This is a genomic window from Erythrobacter crassostreae (genome assembly GCF_019204045.1).
GTDB classification, from domain to species: Bacteria; Pseudomonadota; Alphaproteobacteria; order Sphingomonadales; family Sphingomonadaceae; genus Erythrobacter; species Erythrobacter crassostreae.
Genome location: NZ_JAGSPC010000001.1, coordinates 1545764 through 1563619 on the forward strand (window position 1 = coordinate 1545764; position 17856 = coordinate 1563619).

The 17856-nt window shown below is 57.4% G+C and carries 18 protein-coding genes; 8 read left to right on the plus strand and 10 right to left on the minus strand.

Annotated elements, in window-relative coordinates:
• Positions 1-35 precede the first annotated feature (35 nt).
• From KCG46_RS07520 to KCG46_RS07530, 3 genes are read right to left on the minus strand one after another with little or no spacing between them, the layout of a single operon-like run.
• Positions 36-473 carry an HPr kinase/phosphorylase gene (locus KCG46_RS07520; RefSeq protein ID WP_218404648.1) on the minus strand — a complete coding sequence of 146 codons (438 nt, stop codon included), beginning with the start codon at positions 471-473 and terminating at the stop codon, positions 36-38.
• On the minus strand, positions 470-2026 hold the full coding sequence (locus tag KCG46_RS07525) for a sensor histidine kinase (RefSeq protein ID WP_218404649.1): 1557 nt from the start codon (positions 2024-2026) through the stop codon (positions 470-472). Before KCG46_RS07525 ends, KCG46_RS07520 begins: the two co-directional genes overlap by 4 nt.
• A complete protein-coding gene (locus tag KCG46_RS07530; RefSeq protein ID WP_218404650.1) occupies positions 2019-2771 on the minus strand; it encodes a response regulator transcription factor in 753 nt (250 codons plus the stop codon). The genes KCG46_RS07525 and KCG46_RS07530 overlap by 8 nt, the downstream gene beginning before the upstream one ends.
• Before the next feature lie 247 nt (positions 2772-3018).
• Here KCG46_RS07530 and KCG46_RS07535 point away from each other — a divergent pair, with 247 nt between their 5' ends.
• A complete protein-coding gene (locus tag KCG46_RS07535) occupies positions 3019-4635 on the plus strand; it encodes a phosphoenolpyruvate carboxykinase (RefSeq protein WP_218404651.1) in 1617 nt (538 codons plus the stop codon).
• A 69-nt stretch (positions 4636-4704) separates the two neighbouring features.
• Here the strand turns inward: KCG46_RS07535 and KCG46_RS07540 are convergent, their stop codons facing one another.
• Complete coding sequence (locus KCG46_RS07540) at positions 4705-5685, minus strand: endonuclease/exonuclease/phosphatase family protein (RefSeq protein WP_218404652.1); 981 nt, start codon at positions 5683-5685, stop codon at positions 4705-4707.
• Positions 5686-5827: 142 nt separating this feature from the next.
• Between KCG46_RS07540 and KCG46_RS07545 the strand changes: the two genes are divergently transcribed.
• The 3 genes from KCG46_RS07545 to KCG46_RS07555 all read left to right on the plus strand — a co-directional run bounded on the left by KCG46_RS07545 (position 5828) and on the right by KCG46_RS07555 (position 7625).
• Positions 5828-6151, plus strand: a complete 324-nt coding sequence (locus tag KCG46_RS07545) for a hypothetical protein (RefSeq protein ID WP_218404653.1) — start codon at positions 5828-5830, stop codon at positions 6149-6151.
• A gap of 30 nt (positions 6152-6181) precedes the next feature.
• Complete coding sequence (locus KCG46_RS07550) at positions 6182-6745, plus strand: DUF937 domain-containing protein (RefSeq protein ID WP_218404654.1); 564 nt, start codon at positions 6182-6184, stop codon at positions 6743-6745.
• Between the two features lie 97 nt (positions 6746-6842).
• Positions 6843-7625, plus strand: a complete 783-nt coding sequence (locus KCG46_RS07555; RefSeq protein WP_369410176.1) for a glutaminyl-peptide cyclotransferase — start codon at positions 6843-6845, stop codon at positions 7623-7625.
• Positions 7626-7722: 97 nt separating this feature from the next.
• On the opposite strand, the gene KCG46_RS07560 is transcribed toward KCG46_RS07555, so the two are convergent.
• From KCG46_RS07560 to KCG46_RS07575, 4 genes are all read right to left on the minus strand, one after another.
• A complete protein-coding gene (locus KCG46_RS07560) occupies positions 7723-9279 on the minus strand; it encodes a hypothetical protein (RefSeq protein ID WP_218404656.1) in 1557 nt (518 codons plus the stop codon).
• 74 nt (positions 9280-9353) lie between these two features.
• Positions 9354-10970, minus strand: coding sequence for an FAD-dependent oxidoreductase (locus tag KCG46_RS07565; protein ID WP_218404657.1), 1617 nt, complete (start codon positions 10968-10970; stop codon positions 9354-9356).
• Positions 10971-11008: 38 nt separating this feature from the next.
• A complete protein-coding gene (locus KCG46_RS07570) occupies positions 11009-12850 on the minus strand; it encodes a DUF885 domain-containing protein (RefSeq protein ID WP_218404658.1) in 1842 nt (613 codons plus the stop codon).
• Positions 12851-12899: 49 nt separating this feature from the next.
• Entirely contained in the window at positions 12900-13259 is a 360-nt protein-coding gene (locus KCG46_RS07575; RefSeq protein WP_218404659.1) for a DUF3597 domain-containing protein, read from the minus strand.
• A gap of 133 nt (positions 13260-13392) precedes the next feature.
• Between KCG46_RS07575 and KCG46_RS07580 the strand changes: the two genes are divergently transcribed.
• Complete coding sequence (locus KCG46_RS07580) at positions 13393-13602, plus strand: hypothetical protein (RefSeq protein WP_218404660.1); 210 nt, start codon at positions 13393-13395, stop codon at positions 13600-13602.
• Positions 13603-13619: 17 nt separating this feature from the next.
• Here KCG46_RS07580 and KCG46_RS07585 read toward each other — a convergent pair whose 3' ends face one another.
• Positions 13620-14300, minus strand: coding sequence for an energy transducer TonB (locus KCG46_RS07585; protein ID WP_218404661.1), 681 nt, complete (start codon positions 14298-14300; stop codon positions 13620-13622).
• Positions 14301-14683: 383 nt separating this feature from the next.
• Positions 14684-15340 carry an alpha/beta hydrolase gene (locus tag KCG46_RS07590; protein ID WP_218404662.1) on the minus strand — a complete coding sequence of 219 codons (657 nt, stop codon included), beginning with the start codon at positions 15338-15340 and terminating at the stop codon, positions 14684-14686.
• A 118-nt stretch (positions 15341-15458) separates the two neighbouring features.
• Here KCG46_RS07590 and KCG46_RS07595 point away from each other — a divergent pair, with 118 nt between their 5' ends.
• Genes KCG46_RS07595 through KCG46_RS07605 form a run of 3 tightly spaced genes read left to right on the plus strand, consistent with a single transcriptional unit; the run spans position 15459 to position 17838 of the window.
• Positions 15459-16436 carry a cysteine desulfurase family protein gene (locus tag KCG46_RS07595; protein WP_369410200.1) on the plus strand — a complete coding sequence of 326 codons (978 nt, stop codon included), beginning with the start codon at positions 15459-15461 and terminating at the stop codon, positions 16434-16436.
• Entirely contained in the window at positions 16433-17506 is a 1074-nt protein-coding gene (locus KCG46_RS07600; protein ID WP_218405363.1) for a cysteine desulfurase family protein, read from the plus strand. Before KCG46_RS07595 ends, KCG46_RS07600 begins: the two co-directional genes overlap by 4 nt.
• Positions 17503-17838 (plus strand): 2Fe-2S iron-sulfur cluster-binding protein, encoded by a 336-nt coding sequence (locus KCG46_RS07605; protein WP_218404663.1) that lies wholly within the window; start codon positions 17503-17505, stop codon positions 17836-17838. Before KCG46_RS07600 ends, KCG46_RS07605 begins: the two co-directional genes overlap by 4 nt.
• Positions 17839-17856: the final 18 nt, after the last annotated feature.

Consider the following 17856-nt stretch of genomic DNA (forward strand, 5'->3'; position numbering starts at 1 on the left):
AAAGCGCCTTTTTTGCAAACGCACCATTGCTGGACTTACCCGAAGGCCAACCCGTGTGTGTTTAAGGCCCATTCTGCCCGGACTGCCGGTGCGATTTCTCCGGGTAAGAAGGGTAGGGTAGGAATTGAGATACCAAGAATCTCACGATGTGCGATAGTCTCTGGAAGGCGCGGACCCTTTTCACCCAGCGACAGGATCAAGGAGAGCGGCGCCGGTTCGCCAAGGGGAAGCTTGATCAGGCCGATCCCTCGGACCTCGATCAGGCCCGCAATATTCGGTGGGGGTGATGCGATTATCTGGCCACTGTCCACCGACAGGGTAACCGCGTCATCGCCAATAAGCTTTGCGCCGCGGTCAATCAAAGCGAGCGCGAGCGATGATTTGCCACTGCCCGGTGGCCCTTCGATCATCAAGACGCGCCCCGCAATCGCGACGGCGCTGGCTTGAACTACGATAGAGTTTTCTTCGGTCATGCCGCCGGAAGGCGAAGTTTCAGGCAAGCGCCGTCCTGCCCGTCTGGCCGGTCTTCCGCAATGAGCGAGCCATCATGAGCCTCTGCAATGGCCCGAGCTATGGCGAGGCCCAAGCCAGAGTGATTGCCGAAATCCTCTCTTTCGGGGCGAACAGAGTGAAAGCGAGTGAAGACTTTCTCGCGCGAGGCCTCGGGTATGCCCGGGCCCGAATCGCAGACGGACAATGTGACGCACGATCCATCATTGTCGATCAGAACTTCGATCGGCGCACCGGGCTTTGAGAACGACACAGCGTTATCGAGCAGATTTTCGACAACCCGCTCCAGTCGCACACCTACACCCAGCACCGTCGCTGCAAATCCGATTGTGTTCAAAGTGATCTGGTGGTTCTGGTTTTCCGATCGGTATTCACGGTTGCCGACAATCGCACGGACCAGATCAGCCATATCGATTGGCTCGCGCTTGGCGCGCGACATCTCTGCATCAATTCTGCTCGCATCGGATATTTCGGTGACAAGCCGGTCAATCCGCCGAACATCGTGGCTCACGATCTGTTCAAGTTCGCGCCGCGTATCTGCGTCTTCCACCTTCGGGAGCGATTCCACCGCACTGCGCAGGCTGGCGAGCGGGTTCTTAATCTCGTGCGCGACGTCGGCGGCAAAGCTGTCCACCGCATCAATCCGCTGGCGCAGCGCGCCGGTCATATCTGAAACGGCGCGGGCAAGCAGACCGATTTCATCGCTGCGCTCGGGCAGGCGCGGTACCTCAACCTCTCGCCCGCGGCCTTGCCTTACCTTGACTGCGGCTTGTGAAAGCTGGCGCAGCGGCGTTACGATTGTGCGCGCGAGATACAGTGAGAGCATCGCCGAGGCGAAAAGGACCAGCAAGACCGCTGAAACCAGAGTTGAACGTGCTGACCGCACCGTTGCGGTAATATCGGCAGCGTTGCGAACGGTCAGCAGGGTCGCCCCGTTCAATCCGACCGGGGCGGCGGCGGTGATAACGGGCGTGCCGTCAACCCAGTCATACAGGTTGATCTGGCTAACTTCCTGTTCCCGAGCGGCGACCAGTTCGGGCCATGCATCGGCGGTTTGACCTTCGGGTTCAACAAAGTCGGTTACGGGCTCTGCGCTGACAATGGCATCAACGGTCCGATCCAGCCAGCGCGCGAAGCGTTCGCTCTGTGTATCGTCGCTGATATCGTTGAATTCGAATGCTGGTTCATCAAGCTCGAAACTGTCCGCCCAAAGCAAGCCTTCGGCATCGAACATGCGCAGCCGCATTCCTTGCTCTTTGCCGATCTGGACAAGCAGCGCCTCCTGTCTTTCACGGGTAGCGCCTGCGAGGGCTTCGGCGGTAATCTGTGCCTCGATCCGGGCTAGCTTGAAACGCTCGTCAATCAACTGGGTGCGGTAACTGTCGATGTAGAACAGTCCGCCGCCAAGCAACGCCAGCGGCAAGATATTCACCGCGAGAATACGCGCGGTGAGCGAGAACCGGCCAACCGGGCTCAGCGTTTCATCGCTTACAGTGGACGCAGCTTCTTCAGCCATCGTTGAAGCTGTACCCTGCTCCGTAGAGTGTTTCGATCGAAGAAAACTCGTGGTCGACACTTCTGAATTTGCGGCGCATCCGTTTAATATGGCTGTCCACTGTGCGGTCGTCGACAAAGATGTCGTCCGGATACGCGGCGTCCATCAATTGGTTGCGGCTTTTGATCACTCCGGGCCGCGCGGCGAGAGCTTCGAGAATAAGGAATTCTGTGACTGTCAGACTGACGGGGCGATCATCCCAGGTTACGTGATGGCGCGCGGGATCCATGGTCAGGCGGCCACGGGCAATATCGCTAGCGGCGGGTTGGATAACCTCGCCGCCGTCTCCCGCGGTTTCACGGATCGGATCGGCACGGCGCAGGATCGCGCGGATTCTGGCAATCAGCAGGCGCTGGCTGAACGGTTTGGCGATGTAATCATCCGCCCCCAATTCAAGACCGGCTTCCTCGTCTTCCTCGTCGTCTTTACTCGTCAGGAAAATAACCGGTAGCGTCACTTGCTCGCGCACCCGTCGCAGCAATTCCATTCCATCCATTTTGGGCATCTTGATGTCAAAGACACCAAGGGCGGGCGGGTTTTCTATCAACGCCTTGAGCGCCGTTTCGCCATCAGAATAGAGCCGCGTCACAAAGCCTTCGGCTTGTAGCGCAATGGAGACCGTCGTCAGGATGTTGCGATCATCATCGACCAGAGCAATGACAGGCGCGTCTTCACTGGCTGGAATTTCTGACGTGTTTTCGGTCATTTGTGTCCTCCGGCAGACATATAAATCCGCCTGCCAATATCGCTTCTCCAGTTGCTAGCGGGTTCGATGCGCCGAAACAACGCGTAGACGACGCTTATGTCTCGGATTGCCGCGCTTTTCGCACAGGATTGGGCAGATATGCCGGTCTGGTCTAGACCTTTGTGCATACGTATGCGAAATGCGAGCCGAATCCAGTGAATCGCGCGAACGCTGCTGGGCCATAGTCCATTTTCTCGGAGTAATTACGTTGACGCCTCTCGCTCAATCGCTGTCCAGCCACGGAATCGAAACACAGGCGGAGATCCACCCCAATCTCGGCACTCCAGCCCTTGTCGAGGCGTCCGTTTCTGCAGGTGAGGGTGCCTTGTCCAAGCACGGCGCTTTGGTGGTTCAGACCGGAGCGAAAACGGGCCGCAGCGCCAAGGACAAATTCATCGTCCGCGATGCCACGACAGAGGACACAGTGTGGTGGGGCAAGGTCAATGCCTCCATGACGCCGGAGCACTTTGCCAACCTCAAAGCCGATTTCATGGACGCGGTCGCGGGCAAAGAAACGCTCTATGTCGCTGACCTGTTTGGCGGGTCGCAGCCGGAACACCGCGTGAATGTGCGCGTGATAAATGAGCTTGCCTGGCACAACCTGTTTATCCGTACATTGCTGGTGCGTCCGACGACAGACGAACTGGTCGATTTTGCGCCCGAATACACAATCATCGATCTGCCCAGCTTTAAAGCCGATCCGGCCCGTCATGGCACCAACAGCGAAACTGTGATTGCGGTGAACCTCACAGAGAAACTGATCCTGATCGGCGGCACGCGCTATGCGGGCGAGATGAAGAAGAGTGTCTTCGGCATTCTCAACTATCTGCTTCCGACCAAAGGCGTGATGCCGATGCACTGCTCTGCAAATGTCAGCGCAGACGGTAAGACGGCGGTGTTTTTCGGCCTATCGGGTACGGGTAAGACGACGTTATCGGCTGATGCATCGCGCACATTGATCGGCGATGACGAACATGGCTGGTCGGACACCGCAGTCTTCAATTTCGAAGGCGGCTGCTACGCCAAGATGATCCGCCTGTCCGAAGAGGCAGAGCCTGAAATTTACGCGACCACCAAGATGTTCGGCACCGTGCTCGAAAATGTCGTGATGGACGAGCAAACCCGCGAACTGGATTTCGACGACAACTCGCTCGCCGAAAACACTCGCGGTGCATACCCGATCCATTATATCCCGAACACGAGTGAGAAAAATCTCGGTCCGGTTCCCAGCAATGTTGTGATGCTAACAGCCGATGCGTTCGGCGTGCTGCCTCCGATTGCGCGGCTGACACCTGATCAGGCGATGTACCACTTCCTGTCGGGCTACACGGCGAAAGTCGCAGGCACCGAAATCGGTGTGACCGAACCTGAGGCGACATTCTCGACCTGTTTCGGCGCGCCGTTTATGCCGCGCCACCCAAGCGTTTACGGTAACCTGCTGAAAGAACGCATCGCGAGCGGCGGCGTTCAGTGCTGGCTCCTCAACACTGGCTGGACCGGCGGGAAATACGGCGTCGGCAACCGGATGCCGATCAAGGCAACCCGCGCATTGCTGAATGCAGCTCTCGACGGTGATCTGGACAACGTAGAATTCCGCAAAGACGGTAATTTCGGCTTTGAAGTGCCGGTCCATGTTCCGGTTCTTGCGGAGAAGGGCATCGATCAGTCGATCCTCGATCCCCGCAGCACATGGTCTGACAAGGCCGAATACGACGCAACCGCGCATAAGCTGGTGCAATTGTTCATCGATAACTTCGAAGAATTTGCTGCCCACGTTGATGAAGGCGTGCGCCAGGCAGCCCCGGCGACACCTGTCGCCGCGTAAACCCCTTTCTCGGTTGGAGAGGAAGCCCCGCCCGGCGTTAAGACCGGTGCGGGGCTTTTGTTTCTGATGTTAGCGCTGAATATTTATAGGTCTGGGTAAGCAGAAGTGTGCAAGCAAGGCACGATGATCGGAACCATTGGAGTCCATCACTTCTAAACTGCGTACAGCCACGTCGCCTTTGACCATCACCTGATCCAGTGGCCAGCCAATTGGCAGCGCAAAGGAAGGAAAGGTCGGGAAAGTCCCGCGGCCGATACGTGGATCGCTCCATTCGCCCTTGTCACGAAATTCGCTTGTTGTGCGAGACCACGGCACATCGTTAAAATCGCCCATCACGATTGCACCGGCGATATCACCATCGGCGATTTTCGCCGCGCGCACGATGCTGCGGTCGCGTTGCTCAGTATTTTGACCGGGCAGGGGAGCTTTCGGATGCAGGCCGGTAAACCGGATCAAAGCTGTGTCGCTTGCTCGCAACAGAGAAAAGAGGGTCGGTGTGTCCTCGCCTTCCTTCTCATTGAAGTCGACATCGACTGTCTGCAAACGGCTGGCAAACACTTTGCCAAATGTGTCGTCCTGTGGGTGCGTTTGCACTGTCGGATAGTTTGAAAGCATGGGCGACAGCGCTTCAATCCACTTTTCGTCGGTTTCCGTCAGGAACAGGATGTCAGGATCATATTTATCAACCTGTTCGATTAGCGCCGAAAAGTTGGTGTTTTCCATCTTCACATTGGCCGAATAGGCGGTGAAACAGCGGTTGTCCGGTGCATCTGGGGCAAGCTCGATCTGTGTCGAAGCGAGCGATGAATATGGCCAGATGCACCAAACGTTGATGATAGCCGAAAAGCCGAGCAGCAGTGCAGTCCATCCGCGAAACCACGTTTTGGCAAGAAGGCTGCCGATCAAGAGCGCGGTGAAGAGATAAGTCGCAGGCTCCCGCACAAGATCCAGCGCCCGCACAAACCACCAATCGGTGTGCACCAGCGAGAAGGATGTGGCCGCAGCAGCAACGATCCCGATGGTCAGAAATGTGTAGCTAACGGCTCGCATAATTCCCTCTTTTCTGATCAATGGTGCGAACCGGGCGAAGTTCCATTGAAAGTTTTTACAATCGTGGATTTCACAATTCACTTTATTTTGCGGCGCGCGCGATCCATCCTGCTATCTAATTAGATTATTAGGGAGAACAATTATGAGCTTGCTAGACGGAATTCTGAAGAACATCGGCGGCGCACCGGATGATGTTGTCAACCTTGCCGAGAAGGTCGGTATTGATCCTGCCATGGCTGAAAAAGCGATTGCGGTGCTTGGTAAGACACACCAGCAAGACGGCGACACTGTCGAACTGGCTGCGAAAGAAACCGGTCTAGATAGCGGTGTACTGAACCAGATCGTTGAGCAGATCGGCGGCGAAGGTTCGCTTTCAAGCTTCGCATCGATGCTGGATCAGGATGGCGACGGCAATCCGCTAAACGATATTGTCGGCATGGCATCGGGCCTTTTCGGTAAGAAATAACCAAACCAACTCAGGGACGGGGAGAGAATTATGAGCCTAGGACAAATGTTGCAGCAGACCGGAGCCATCGCATCGATGGCGAAGGAACTGGGTGTCGATGAAGCCACCGCGAAATCGGCAGCGGGCGCTCTGCTCCCCGCGATTGTTGCGGGCATGGGCCGCAGCGCAACCGGCGGCACGAGCACGCCCGATCCGCTGGGCGGCCTTGGCGGCCTTGCCGGAGCCATTCTTGGCGGCGGCAGCTCTTCTTCCTCTGGCGGCGGGCTTGGCAGTGTTCTGGCAGGCGGCCTTGGCGGCGGTCTTCTCGACGCTGTGCTGGGTAACGATCCTACGCCAAGTCAGCCGGGCAACGACATCCTCGGCAATATCTTTGGCAGCAAAGATGTCAGCCGTTCGGTCGCAGGTGAAGTCGCTGCGATGACCGGCTTGGATGAAGGCATGCTCAAGAAAATGCTCCCGATCCTCGCCATGGCAGTTGCTGGCTATATGGCCAAGCAAGTGACCGGCGGCAGTGCGCCCGCAGGCGGATCGTCGGGCGGAAACCCGCTTGGCGGAATTCTCGGGTCAATTGTCAGCGGCATGATGAAACGCTGAACCGGTCACAATAGAGATGCGCCTTAAGCTACAATTTTGGGCCATTCTCGCAGCCTGCACACTTTCGGCGTTCGGGGAGCAACCCTCGAACGCCCAAGTGCAGGAACAAAGCGCGGCTGAAAGTCAACAGCAGGCACAAACGACCGAGGAACCAGCCTATCCCGGGCCAGTTGTCTATCAGCCTAAAGTTGTCGCAAGATATCCGCACGATCCGGCCGCCTTCACGCAAGGGCTGCTGTGGCATTCCGGCGCGCTTTACGAAAGCACGGGTCGGGTCGGGCAATCCGATGTGCGTAAGGTTGATCTTGAGACCGGCAAAATTCTCGCCCGGAGGCCTATTCCTGCGGATCAGTTCGGTGAAGGCATTGCGATTTGGGACGATGAATTCATCAGCCTCACATGGCAGGCCGGGGCGATCCATCGCTGGTCGATGGCGGATTTATCCCTGATCGCCTCCACCGATCGCTTTCCGTTCGAAGGGTGGGGCATCACCACAGTTGAAGACGGACTGATATTCTCCGACGGCAGCGCCAATCTGCGTGTGATCGATCCCGAAAACTACGGCGTAGAGCGCACCATTCCGGTGACGCTGAATAGTAGGCCGCTGTCCCAGCTAAACGAGCTGGAGATGATAGACGGACTGGTGTTCGCCAATATCTGGCAAACCCCGTACATAGTTGCGATTGATCCCGCCGACGGGGTGGTGCGCAAACTGATCGATTTTCGCACCGTCATCAATGAAGTGCAGGCGACGGAATTTGGCGCGGTGTTGAATGGCATTGCGTGGGATGCAGAAAACAGGCGTTTGTTCGTCACTGGCAAGCTGTGGCCCACCCTGTTCGAGGTAGAGCTGATCAAGACCGACGCGCGTATACGCTAGTTTGCGCGCCGCGATGCCTTTCAATCTGCGAGGCATCACCGAGTCGATCGTCAGGGAAAGATGAAACGTCAAAAGCCCAATAAGAAGGCTTGCGAGCCTATTCCTCGATAAAATATGTTGAAATTGCGGCTTGCACCGGAATTGCCTGACCTTCCGGCTTATCTGACAGATACGCTAGAAGACTGCGAACTTGCTCGGCCTTCCCGCCCCCATGGGGATTGCTGGCCAGCGGTTGAAGTGCAGATCTTGCATCGGCGATGCGTCCGTCGTTCATGTGCATCATTCCGGTGATGAGCCACAGCTCTTCGTCGAAAGCTGCAAGCTCGGCGGCCCTGACCAAGGCGTTTTTGGCGTCACTGCTCGGGTCAATGCCGCGTTCTGCATCCAGACGGTACTGATAGATGAGGGGCATTATATGCGCTTCCTCAATCTCGGCCAAACCGGTCATGGCCTCCATCGCGCGCAGATAGGCTACATCTTTCTGCGCAGCGTCCGAGACGCCGCGAGCCTTACGAAATCCGGCGAGGCCTTTGTACAGATACGCGTCCACTCGTTTGGGGTCGATGGCCAGAGCCTGGTTTGCAGCGGCAATCGCCGCGTCGTCGTTTTCGGCGTCGAATTCAGCTTTGGCCAACATGGCCAAGACGGCCGGATTATCCGAAAAGTCGGCTGCAATTGCGCGTGCCTCTGCGGCCAGATCCGTGGCATCTTGACCAGCAACGCCGCGCTCCGAGCGAATCCGGACATTCATCACCGCAGCTTCACCGTAATCCAGTCGCCGCAAAACAACGGCGCCAACATCGATTTCGTCGGAGCTGACGACATAACTCTGGCGGCTGCGGCTGCGATAATGAAAATTCAGTTGCCGTTCGAGCACACCGAAATCTCCGAAGATATTCTGCGCTGCCTCGGGCGAAGGGGTGCCTTTAAGCACTTCGAGCCAGTATTGCCGCAGTTGGCCCGAACGGCTCTCATCCATCGAAAGGTAATGATAGAGAAGCCAGCTGCGTCCATAGAACGAATCCTTTGCTTTGTTCTGCCATCCGCTGAGGGTCTGCCAATCAAGTCCGAATACTTCGCGAACCGGTGTCATTTCCTCCTCTTTCCAAAAGATTGTGGAATCCCGGTGTGAAGATGCCAGACCTAAAAGAACGGAGCCGTCGTCGCGGAAACGTGCCGCAGAAAAGAACTCTGCCGCACCTTCGTTCATCCACAGCGGCATCGCAAAACGGTCGGTCGAGCTGAGGAAGTGATGCGCATATTCATGAAGCAAGACCACGCTGGACAGGTCAGGACGGCCTTCTTTGTTGCGGATGTCCTGCACAAAAGCGACGCTGCCGTCTGTGCGCGGGATATAGAATCCGGCGATACTGTTTGACCCGGCAAGCTTCCTCACTTCGCCAAGAGAGCCAACGGCATAAACTGATATGCGGTTCGAAGGACTAGGTTTTTCGACGGCGCGGCCGGTGAAGTGTTCCATCGCGCCATGGTACCGTTCAAGATTTTCGGCGTATCTCCGCAGTTCTTCCTCGTCGTCATCTGCAAAGATGATGAAATGATCGGAGGATGCTTCGTACCAATCGGCCTTTGCCGGCTGGGCCAGAAATAGCGCGGCGATAATTGGACAGACTGCCGTCAAAAAACCGGATTTCAAACTGCTTGCTCCCAAAGATCAAAGGAGATGATGGCGAGAACGAATTGAAATTGCAACGAAACTCGAAAGCTCGTCTATTCTTTCAGGCTATCCAGATAGGTCCAGATGCGGCTGACAACCACTGACCCTTCGCCAACGGCGCTGGCCACGCGCTTCACCGATCCGCTGCGGACATCGCCGACTGCGAAAATGCCGTCTGTGCCCGTTTCAAACGGAGTTTCACGGCCAACGCAGGCACCCGTCAGAACAAAGCCTTTGTCATCGGTTTCGACCAAGCCGGATAGCCAATCCGTGTTGGGTGCAGCCCCGATCATGATGAACAGGGCAGACGTGTCGTGGCGCGTTTCACCCTCGGGTGTCTTAAATGTGATCCCGTTTAGCCAGTCATCCCCGTGCAGCTCGCTGATTTGCGTGTGGTAGTGAATGGTCACTTTGGGATCGGCTTCGAGGCGGCTGGATAGGTAGCTCGACATAGAAGCGGCCAGCGATCCTGAGCGCACGACCAGATGCACGTGCTTTGCGCTGCGTGACAGGTACATGGCGGCTTGCCCGGCAGAATTGCCGCCGCCGATGACGACCGCTTCTGTGTTGGCGCAAAAGCGCGCTTCCATTTCGGTGGCGGAGTAAAACACGCCCGCACCTTCGAGCTCTTCCAGCTTCTCTATCGGCAGTCGTCGGTATTGCACGCCGGTGCTCACGAGAATGGCTTTCGCGCAAATCTGATCGCCGTCATCCAAAGTCGCGCAGAACGATCCGTCTTCGCGCTTTTCCAACCCTTTGACGCGGCGAGGCATCACAAAGCGGGTGCCGAATTTCATCGCCTGTATCTGTCCGCGCCATGTCAGATCGGTGCCGCTGATACCGGTCGGGAAACCCATGTAGTTTTCGATCCGGCTGGATGTGCCAGCTTGCCCGCCGATGGCTGTGTCTTCGATAACAAGCGCGTCCAGCCCTTCCGAACCGGCATAGACCGCCGCCGCGACACCGGCTGGGCCGCCGCCCACGATCAGCAAATCAAAATCGCGCTGTGAACAGATATTGAGGTCAAGGCCGAGATATTGGGCCACTTTGCGCGGCGTCGGATCGTCCATTTTTTGGTCTGTGCCAAGCATCACGGATGGTTGATGGCCCGTGAGGTCACAGACTTTTGCGGTTTCCGCATCGCGCGCATCCATATCGAAGCTTTGGAACGGGATGCGATTGCGCGACATAAACTGTTCGACCGCTTGAACCTTTGGATCACGATCCGCGCCGATTATCGTCACGGCAGAGTTGCGCAGCTCGAACTGTTTGCGGCGGCGGGCTGCAAAGACGGTGATGATGTGATCGGACAATTCGGGGATGCGGCTCATCAAATCGAGCATCGCCGCACGCGGTGCCTCGATCACGCGGGTGTCTTTGGCCGCGCGCATCTTGAGGTAATGCACGCCGGCGTTCAGAAAACCGATCTCGCCCATAAACTGGGTCGGGCCGAGGCTGGATTCCATCAGGCGCTCGCCCGATTTTGGATCGACAACCTCGATCTCCCCTTCGAGCACGTAGACGAATGTGTCCATCGGATCGCCCAAGTCGGATACAATGGTGCCAGCGGTGTAGGTCTTTTCCTCACCGATCTCGCAAATCGCATCGACATGAGCATCGGCCAGCGGAACACGCCGCATGGTTTCGAGATCTTGTCCAAGCTGTTCCACGCGCGTCTCCTATTAAAACCGATTGACGCTATGTGGGGTTAGGCAACCGCCCCTGCAATGTAGCGGCTCACTGTCTTGTCCACGACATCCAGCGGAGCATTGCCGCCAAGTATGACAGCCGTGTTGAAAGCTTTGAAGTCGTAGGCATCGCCAAGCTCAGCCTCTGCCCGCGCGCGCTGGCGCACAATCTCGCTGTGGCCGATCTTGTAAGAGCATGCCTGTCCGGGCCAGCTGCAATAGCGGTCAACTTCGCCAGCGACTTCTTCCGCCTTCGATCCGTTGCGCTCGATAAAGAACTGGTTCGCCTGTTCGCGGGTCCAGCGTTTGGAATGCAGGCCGGTGTCCACCACAAGGCGGCAGGCTCGGAAGGCGAGGCTCTGCAGATAACCGAGCTTACCCACCTTGAAATCGTCATACGCGCCAAGCTCATCCGCGAGCTGCTCCCCGTACAGCGCCCAGCCTTCGGAGAACGCGCCAAAGGCAAGGATTGAACGGATCAGCGGCAGGCGGTTTGAATATTCGCCTTCCCAAACATGGCCCGGAATAGATTCGTGATAGGTCAGATCGGCGAGGTCATATTTGCGGTGCAGTTCGGTGTCGCGCAGATTGATCCAGAACCGGCCCGGAATTTTACCATCTTTGCTTCCTGCGCCGCCATAGGCGCCCGGCGCACCGGCTTCTTCGTTGATCGGGATGCGGACGACTTCCATGTTCGGATCGACCAGCTCGTTAAACGCGCGCGGCATTTGCGCTTTGATCCATTCGATGCGTTCATCGATGAAGTCGAAAATCTCTTGTCGGCCCGGATCGCCTGCCGCAAATTTGTAGCGCGGATCATCGCCGAGCGCCTGCATGCGCTCACCCACTGTGCCGCTGGTGTAGCCGATTTCCTGAAGGATCGGGTCCATCCGGCCATGCAGTTCATCAAGCTCATCGAGGCCCTGTTGGTGGATTTCATCCGGTGAAAGCGAAGTTGTGGTCGATGCGCTGGTTGACCATGCATACCACTCATCGCCATCGGGCTGTGCCCACATTCCGGCATCTGATTTTGCTTCTGCGCGTTGAGACTTGAGCTCTTCGAGTTGACGCTGAAGCGCGGGTAGCAGGCCATCATTGACCAGCTGAGCCGCCTGATCGGTCGCTTCATTCGCCGCGCCGACATCTGATGCTGCAAGCGGGGCGGTGTAAGCGCCGCCATTGTTCGCTGCATCCGCAATATTCGATTCCATCTGCGCGATAGTCTTGTCGAGCAAGAAGTCAGGCGGGATAACGCCGTGCGCGCGGGTCGCCTTCATCGTTTCCGTTTCGGCGTCAAGGATGCCCTGAACCTCACCTAGGCGCGAAAGGTAAAAGCCGACATCTTCCTCGCTGCGCACGGGCTGGGTTGATCCAAAGAAACGCGGCATGTCGATATAGCTGCCGACATTCTGGATCACGGAATAGGGCGCGTTGCGCCAGCTGCCCACGGCGACCTCTCCGTAAGGCAGGTTCATGCCTTCGACCGCTTTGTCAAAAGCGCTCTCGACGACATCAAAGCCGACCTGCTGGTCTGGCGTCAGGCTGTCTTTGGGATAGTCACGTGCTTCATCGCGCAGCCGTGTGAGGGTCGCTTTGTACTTCTCGCGACCTTCTGCTCCGGGAGTTCCGAATGTGCCGCGCCATGCGGCGTAATCGCCCGTGTCCACGCCAAGGCCGGTTGCGCGGCCCGGTTCATGCTCCAGCATGTCATACCCGATCTTTTCGAGCATCGCATCGGGGGCAAGCGCAGGGGCGCTGTTGCCGAGCATATCTGAGCAACCAGGAATAAGCGCCAAAGCAGAAACGCCGCCAAGCCCTTTAAGAGCGTGGCGGCGTGTGAGCGTAAAGTTTGTGTCAGTCATGGCGCATGGGTGTACCCCGCGCCGTTCCACTGTCAAACCCGTATTGAAATTAGCCCTTCATATCGTCTGGAACGATACCGCCAGCTTTGCCAATTGCGGCCATTACGTCGGCGTGCAGCTTGATATTGTCTTCGGCGCTGCCGGAATAACTGGCGTTGCCCATTTCCTGAGCCAGTTCCTTGCGATTCTCATAGCTCGGATCGATTTTTACGAGCTTCATCAAATCGACGATCGATGATTTCCAATTCAGGCCGTCTGCGCCCGGTATATTGGCAATCCGCTGTTCGACTTCTTCCGTTGTGATGGCGGCGCGTTCTTTCGGGCCGGTTGTCGCGGTTGGCTTTGCTTCGGTCTTTTCTTCTTCGTCAGAGCCGAAAATTGCACCTTTGATTGAACTGAAAATTCCCATGTGATCCTCCATTTATGGTCAAAACAGGCCCGATCCGTTTGCCGGATCAAACTCTTGCCGCCATGATGGTGGGAGTCTGTTACATACGCAAGCACTAGCGTTAGCGTATTTGTAAAATGGGGTATTCGCCGCGATGACTGATATCGTGCTTTCGATTGTAATGCTGGCCGCTTTCGCTCTGATTGCGGGGGCATTTTTCTATTGGAAACGCACTGGCGAAACGAAACAGCCCGCGTTGATGGTCGTCTTGGCCATTATCGCAATCGGGAATGTACTGATCTGGACCGTCCCGACCGCGGACGGATCATCGCCGGCTGATAAAGTCGAAGCCGGGGCCGAATAGACCCCGGCTTTCGCGGTTTATTCCGGCAGACGCCAGTTGACGGAATTGCGGTATGTTCCGGCAATCGGATTGCCGTAGCTGTCTTTCGCCGGATTGAAGCGCGCTCTTTTCTCGATCAGAAAGCACGTCCGTTCATCAAGCTGCGCGTGCCCGGTTGATCTGGTAATCGTACAATCGTTCACTCGTCCTTTGGTATCGATCGTGACAGCGAAGCCGGCGACGCCCGACCATTCGCGGCGGATCCAGTTGCTCCGATAATCACTATCAGTGACCCAGCGGCCCGGTTCGTTGCGCGGCGATGCGCCGATGGGATCGGGCAGGGAAGGCAGTGGGGCGATCTCGCCCGTGCCGCCGGTCGCAACGACCTCGACCGGACCGATCACAAAATCATCCGATTCAGCAAATGTCGTAATCGGGGGCGAATCGCTGAATGTGAAATCGGTTTCGGGACTGGTAGGCGGTGTCACGACAGTTTGGGTATCGCGCGCGATCTCGGTTGTTTCTGGTGTGGGTTCCGGCGGCGGAGGAGGTACAACATCCGGGTTGGTGATGGTCGCGATGGGATTGGGGTCGGGCGTTGGCACCGCCACCGTGACTGCCAGGCCAAAGACAAGAACAGCACCTACGCCTCCGGGTATTCCGAGTGCGCCCAACATGGCGGCGGGGTTCGCTCGATTGGCTGTATTTGCGTAGCTCATGGCGTTTTTCCTCTCTCACTTTTGGTGTGAGAAGATGCCAGCAGCAAAGAACAGTGAAGGGTGCTACCGGCACCTCTCAATTGCTATGTTACAACATTACATTTGTGTGACAAGAACTTTCGCGTTGTTATTAGGGACCTTTTTGTTTGGCGGCCTCAAGCGCCGGCGTTCGCATCCGCTCACTTGGCTTCCTCGCACTGGTTCGGGCGCGCGGTCGCGCTTGCGACACCTAGCGGTTTCGACCCAGCTCTACATCGATGAATCGCTGCGGAACACGGCGCAATGCGCCGCAAGGGCGACCGCCCGCCCACAGCGCCGAAGGCGCGAGGAAATCGCACGACGGATGTCGTGCGCACACAAAAAACAATCAAATAGTCAGAAGACTATTTGATCGGACAATCCGGCGAGAGGCGGAAATCGAGGTAGTTGTCGACCGACTTCATCATGTCTTCGGTTTCGTTTTCGAAGAAGTGATTGGCGCGTGGGATCTCGTCGTGATGGATCGTGATGTGTTTTTGCGTGCGGAGCTTATCGACCAGCTTCTGCACGGCATTCGGCTGAACAACGGTGTCCGCTGCACCTTGCACGAAAATACCCGATGCCGGGCACGGCGCAAGGAAGCTGAAATCATACATGTTGGCGGGCGGCGCGATGGAGATAAACCCGCGCACTTCAGGGCGGCGCATCAGCAATTGCATGCCGATCAGCGCGCCGAAAGAATAGCCTGCCACCCAAGTCGTCTGCGCTTCAGGATGGATCGATTGGACCCAATCGAGCGCACTCGCCGCGTCGGACAGTTCGCCGATGCCGTTGTCAAAGCTGCCCTGGCTGCGGCCAACACCGCGAAAGTTAAAGCGCAAAGTCGCAAAGCCGCGATCCGTGAACGTCTTATAAAGCCGCTGAACGATCCGGTCGTTCATGGTGCCGCCGCCTTCGGGATGCGGGTGCAAAATCATGGCTACCGGTGCGCGTGGGCGGGGTGGAGGCGAAAAACGACCTTCAAGACGGCCTTCTGGACCGGGGAAGATGACTGATGGCATGAACGAACCTTGCTGAAAGAGATTGCGCAAAGTGTCGGCTGACACGTGCGATTGCGCTCTATATACGAGGATATAATTATTTCGCAATTTTTTAAGAATCGTTCTCATTAAGACACGAATTTATCTCGATCACGCAGCTACCAGTCCGCTTCGGCCAGAGGCGCGAACCGCCATGGAAGAAGGCTTTGCGCTGTGGGCGAATCCATCTTCTCCGCATGGGGAGGGGCGCAAGGCGAAGGCCGCGCTGGAAGATGCGCGTGACCGGATCAAGGCTGCGCTTGGCTGGTCTGGCGAGTTGATTTTCACCAGCGGCGCGAGCGAGGCGCTGGCGATAGGTTTGCAACAGGCGAAGGTCGACCGGCGAATTGTCAGCGCGGTGGAGCATGACGCGGTGTTTCGCGCCGCTCCTGATGCAGTGATTTCGGCGGATGATACGGTTTTCGGTGAGAGATCCATTCTCGCCGTGCAGCATGTGAATTCCGAAACGGGTGTCATCAATCCTGTTGATCAAGTCGCTCAGACTGTTCGGCAAACCGGCGCTTTCGTTCTGTCGGATTGTTCGCAATCTGCCGGCAAGCTCGATCTGCCCGATGCCGATATGCTGGTGGTGTCCGCCCACAAATTTGGCGGGCCTATCGGGATCGGCGCGCTGCTGGTGCACGATTTCAACATGCTTGAACCAATTGGCGGGCATGAGCGCGGATACCGTCAGGGGACTGAAAACTTACCCGGCGCACTGGGTATGGCCGCGGCGTTGGAGGCGGGGCCATGGGCGACATCCGAACAGGATCGACAGCAATTTGCTGAACGCGTTGCAGGCGATGCTCTCTCTATCGGCGACCAAGTCGACTACATCTTTGCGCTCACGCATCCTTCGATCAGCGCGCAGGCGCTTTTGATCCGTTTGGACGCCGCAGGCTTTGCTGTTTCCGCTGGAAGCGCTTGTTCGTCCGGCACGCTCAAGAAAAGCCGCGTGCTTGATGCATTCGGTGTTTCGGATGAAGTCGCCGCGCGCACGATCCGCGTCAGCATCGGATGGAGCACGAAGCCCGAAGATCTGCAGGAATTCGCGAAGGCATGGGAAGCTTTGAAATGATCTATCTCGATTACCAGTCGACCACTCCGCTGGCCCCTGAAGCACGCGATGCGATGCTGCGTTGGCTCGACGGGCCGGATGGCACCGCGTTCGGCAATCCGCATTCGCCGCATAAAATGGGGCGTCAGGCGAAGGCCGGGATCGAGCTTGCACGGGAGCGTGTCGCGGCGCTGCTTCCACCGGGCGGGCGTGTGATTTTTACGGGCAATGCGTGCGAGGCCATCAACCTTGCCATGCGCGGGTCTGGCAGCGGCGGCTCCATTGCTATGTCCGCGATCGAACACGCGGCGGTCTATGACACGGCTAGGGCATTGGGCGGGGCGCACATCCTGAATGTCTCAAACGAAGGGCTGTGCAACACCGCTCAGGACGTGCCCGATGATTGCCGCCTGATCGCGGTGATGCAGGTCAACAACGAGATTGGCACGATCCAGCCGACCGTCGATTGGCACCGCAAGGCTAAGGAAGCGGGTGCCTTGTTCTTGATCGATGCAGTGCAGGCATACGGCAAGATGGAGATCACCCACGCCGATATGATCGCTATCAGCGCGCATAAATTCCACGGGCCGAAAGGGATCGGCGCATTGTGGGTGCGTGACGGCGTTGAGCTTGATCCGCAGATCACTGGCGGAATGCAGGAAGGCGACCGGTCTGGCACGCTTTCGCCTGCGCTGGTCGCGGGAATGGGCGCGGCAGCGCACCTCGCAAAAGAACAGCGCCAGCGCGACGGCGAGCATACCCTGAATCTATGGAACCGCGCCCGCGAATTGTTCAGCGACTGGGAATTGAACGGCGGCGAAGACGCGCGCTGGCAGGGCAATCTCAATATGCGACGCGAGGGTCTCGACGTGAACCGCCTGATGTCGGAATGCCGCAACGTGATGTTCTCAGCGGGCAGCGCATGTGCAAGCGGCTCTGGCAAAACCAGCCACGTGCTCAAAGCCATCGGCCTTTCCGATGCTCAGGCGAAAAGCTCAATCCGCGTCGGGTTCGGGCGCTACACGACCATGGAACAACTGGAAGAGGGCGCGGCTGCGATCAACGCTGCGGTCAAGGATCAGGGACTGTGAGCATCAAAGTCACCTTTGTTGATCCGCGGGGAAATGCGGTCGAAGCGACCGGCGAGGCGAGCGACAATCTGCTGCGCGTCGGTCAGGCATCGGGCCTTCCACTGGAGGGCACATGCGAGGGGCAAATGGCGTGTTCGACCTGCCACGTTATTGTCGCCGCTGAATGGTTCGACAAGCTAGCGGAGGCTTCCGAAGAGGAAGAAGACATGCTCGATTTCGCCGCTGGAGCGCGACGGACAAGCCGCCTTTCGTGCCAGATCGACCTGACGCCAGTATTGGACGGGCTGACTGTCAGCATCCCTTCGGAAAGCAACGACGCCAGAAAAATGTAGGCGCAAGATGTGATCGCT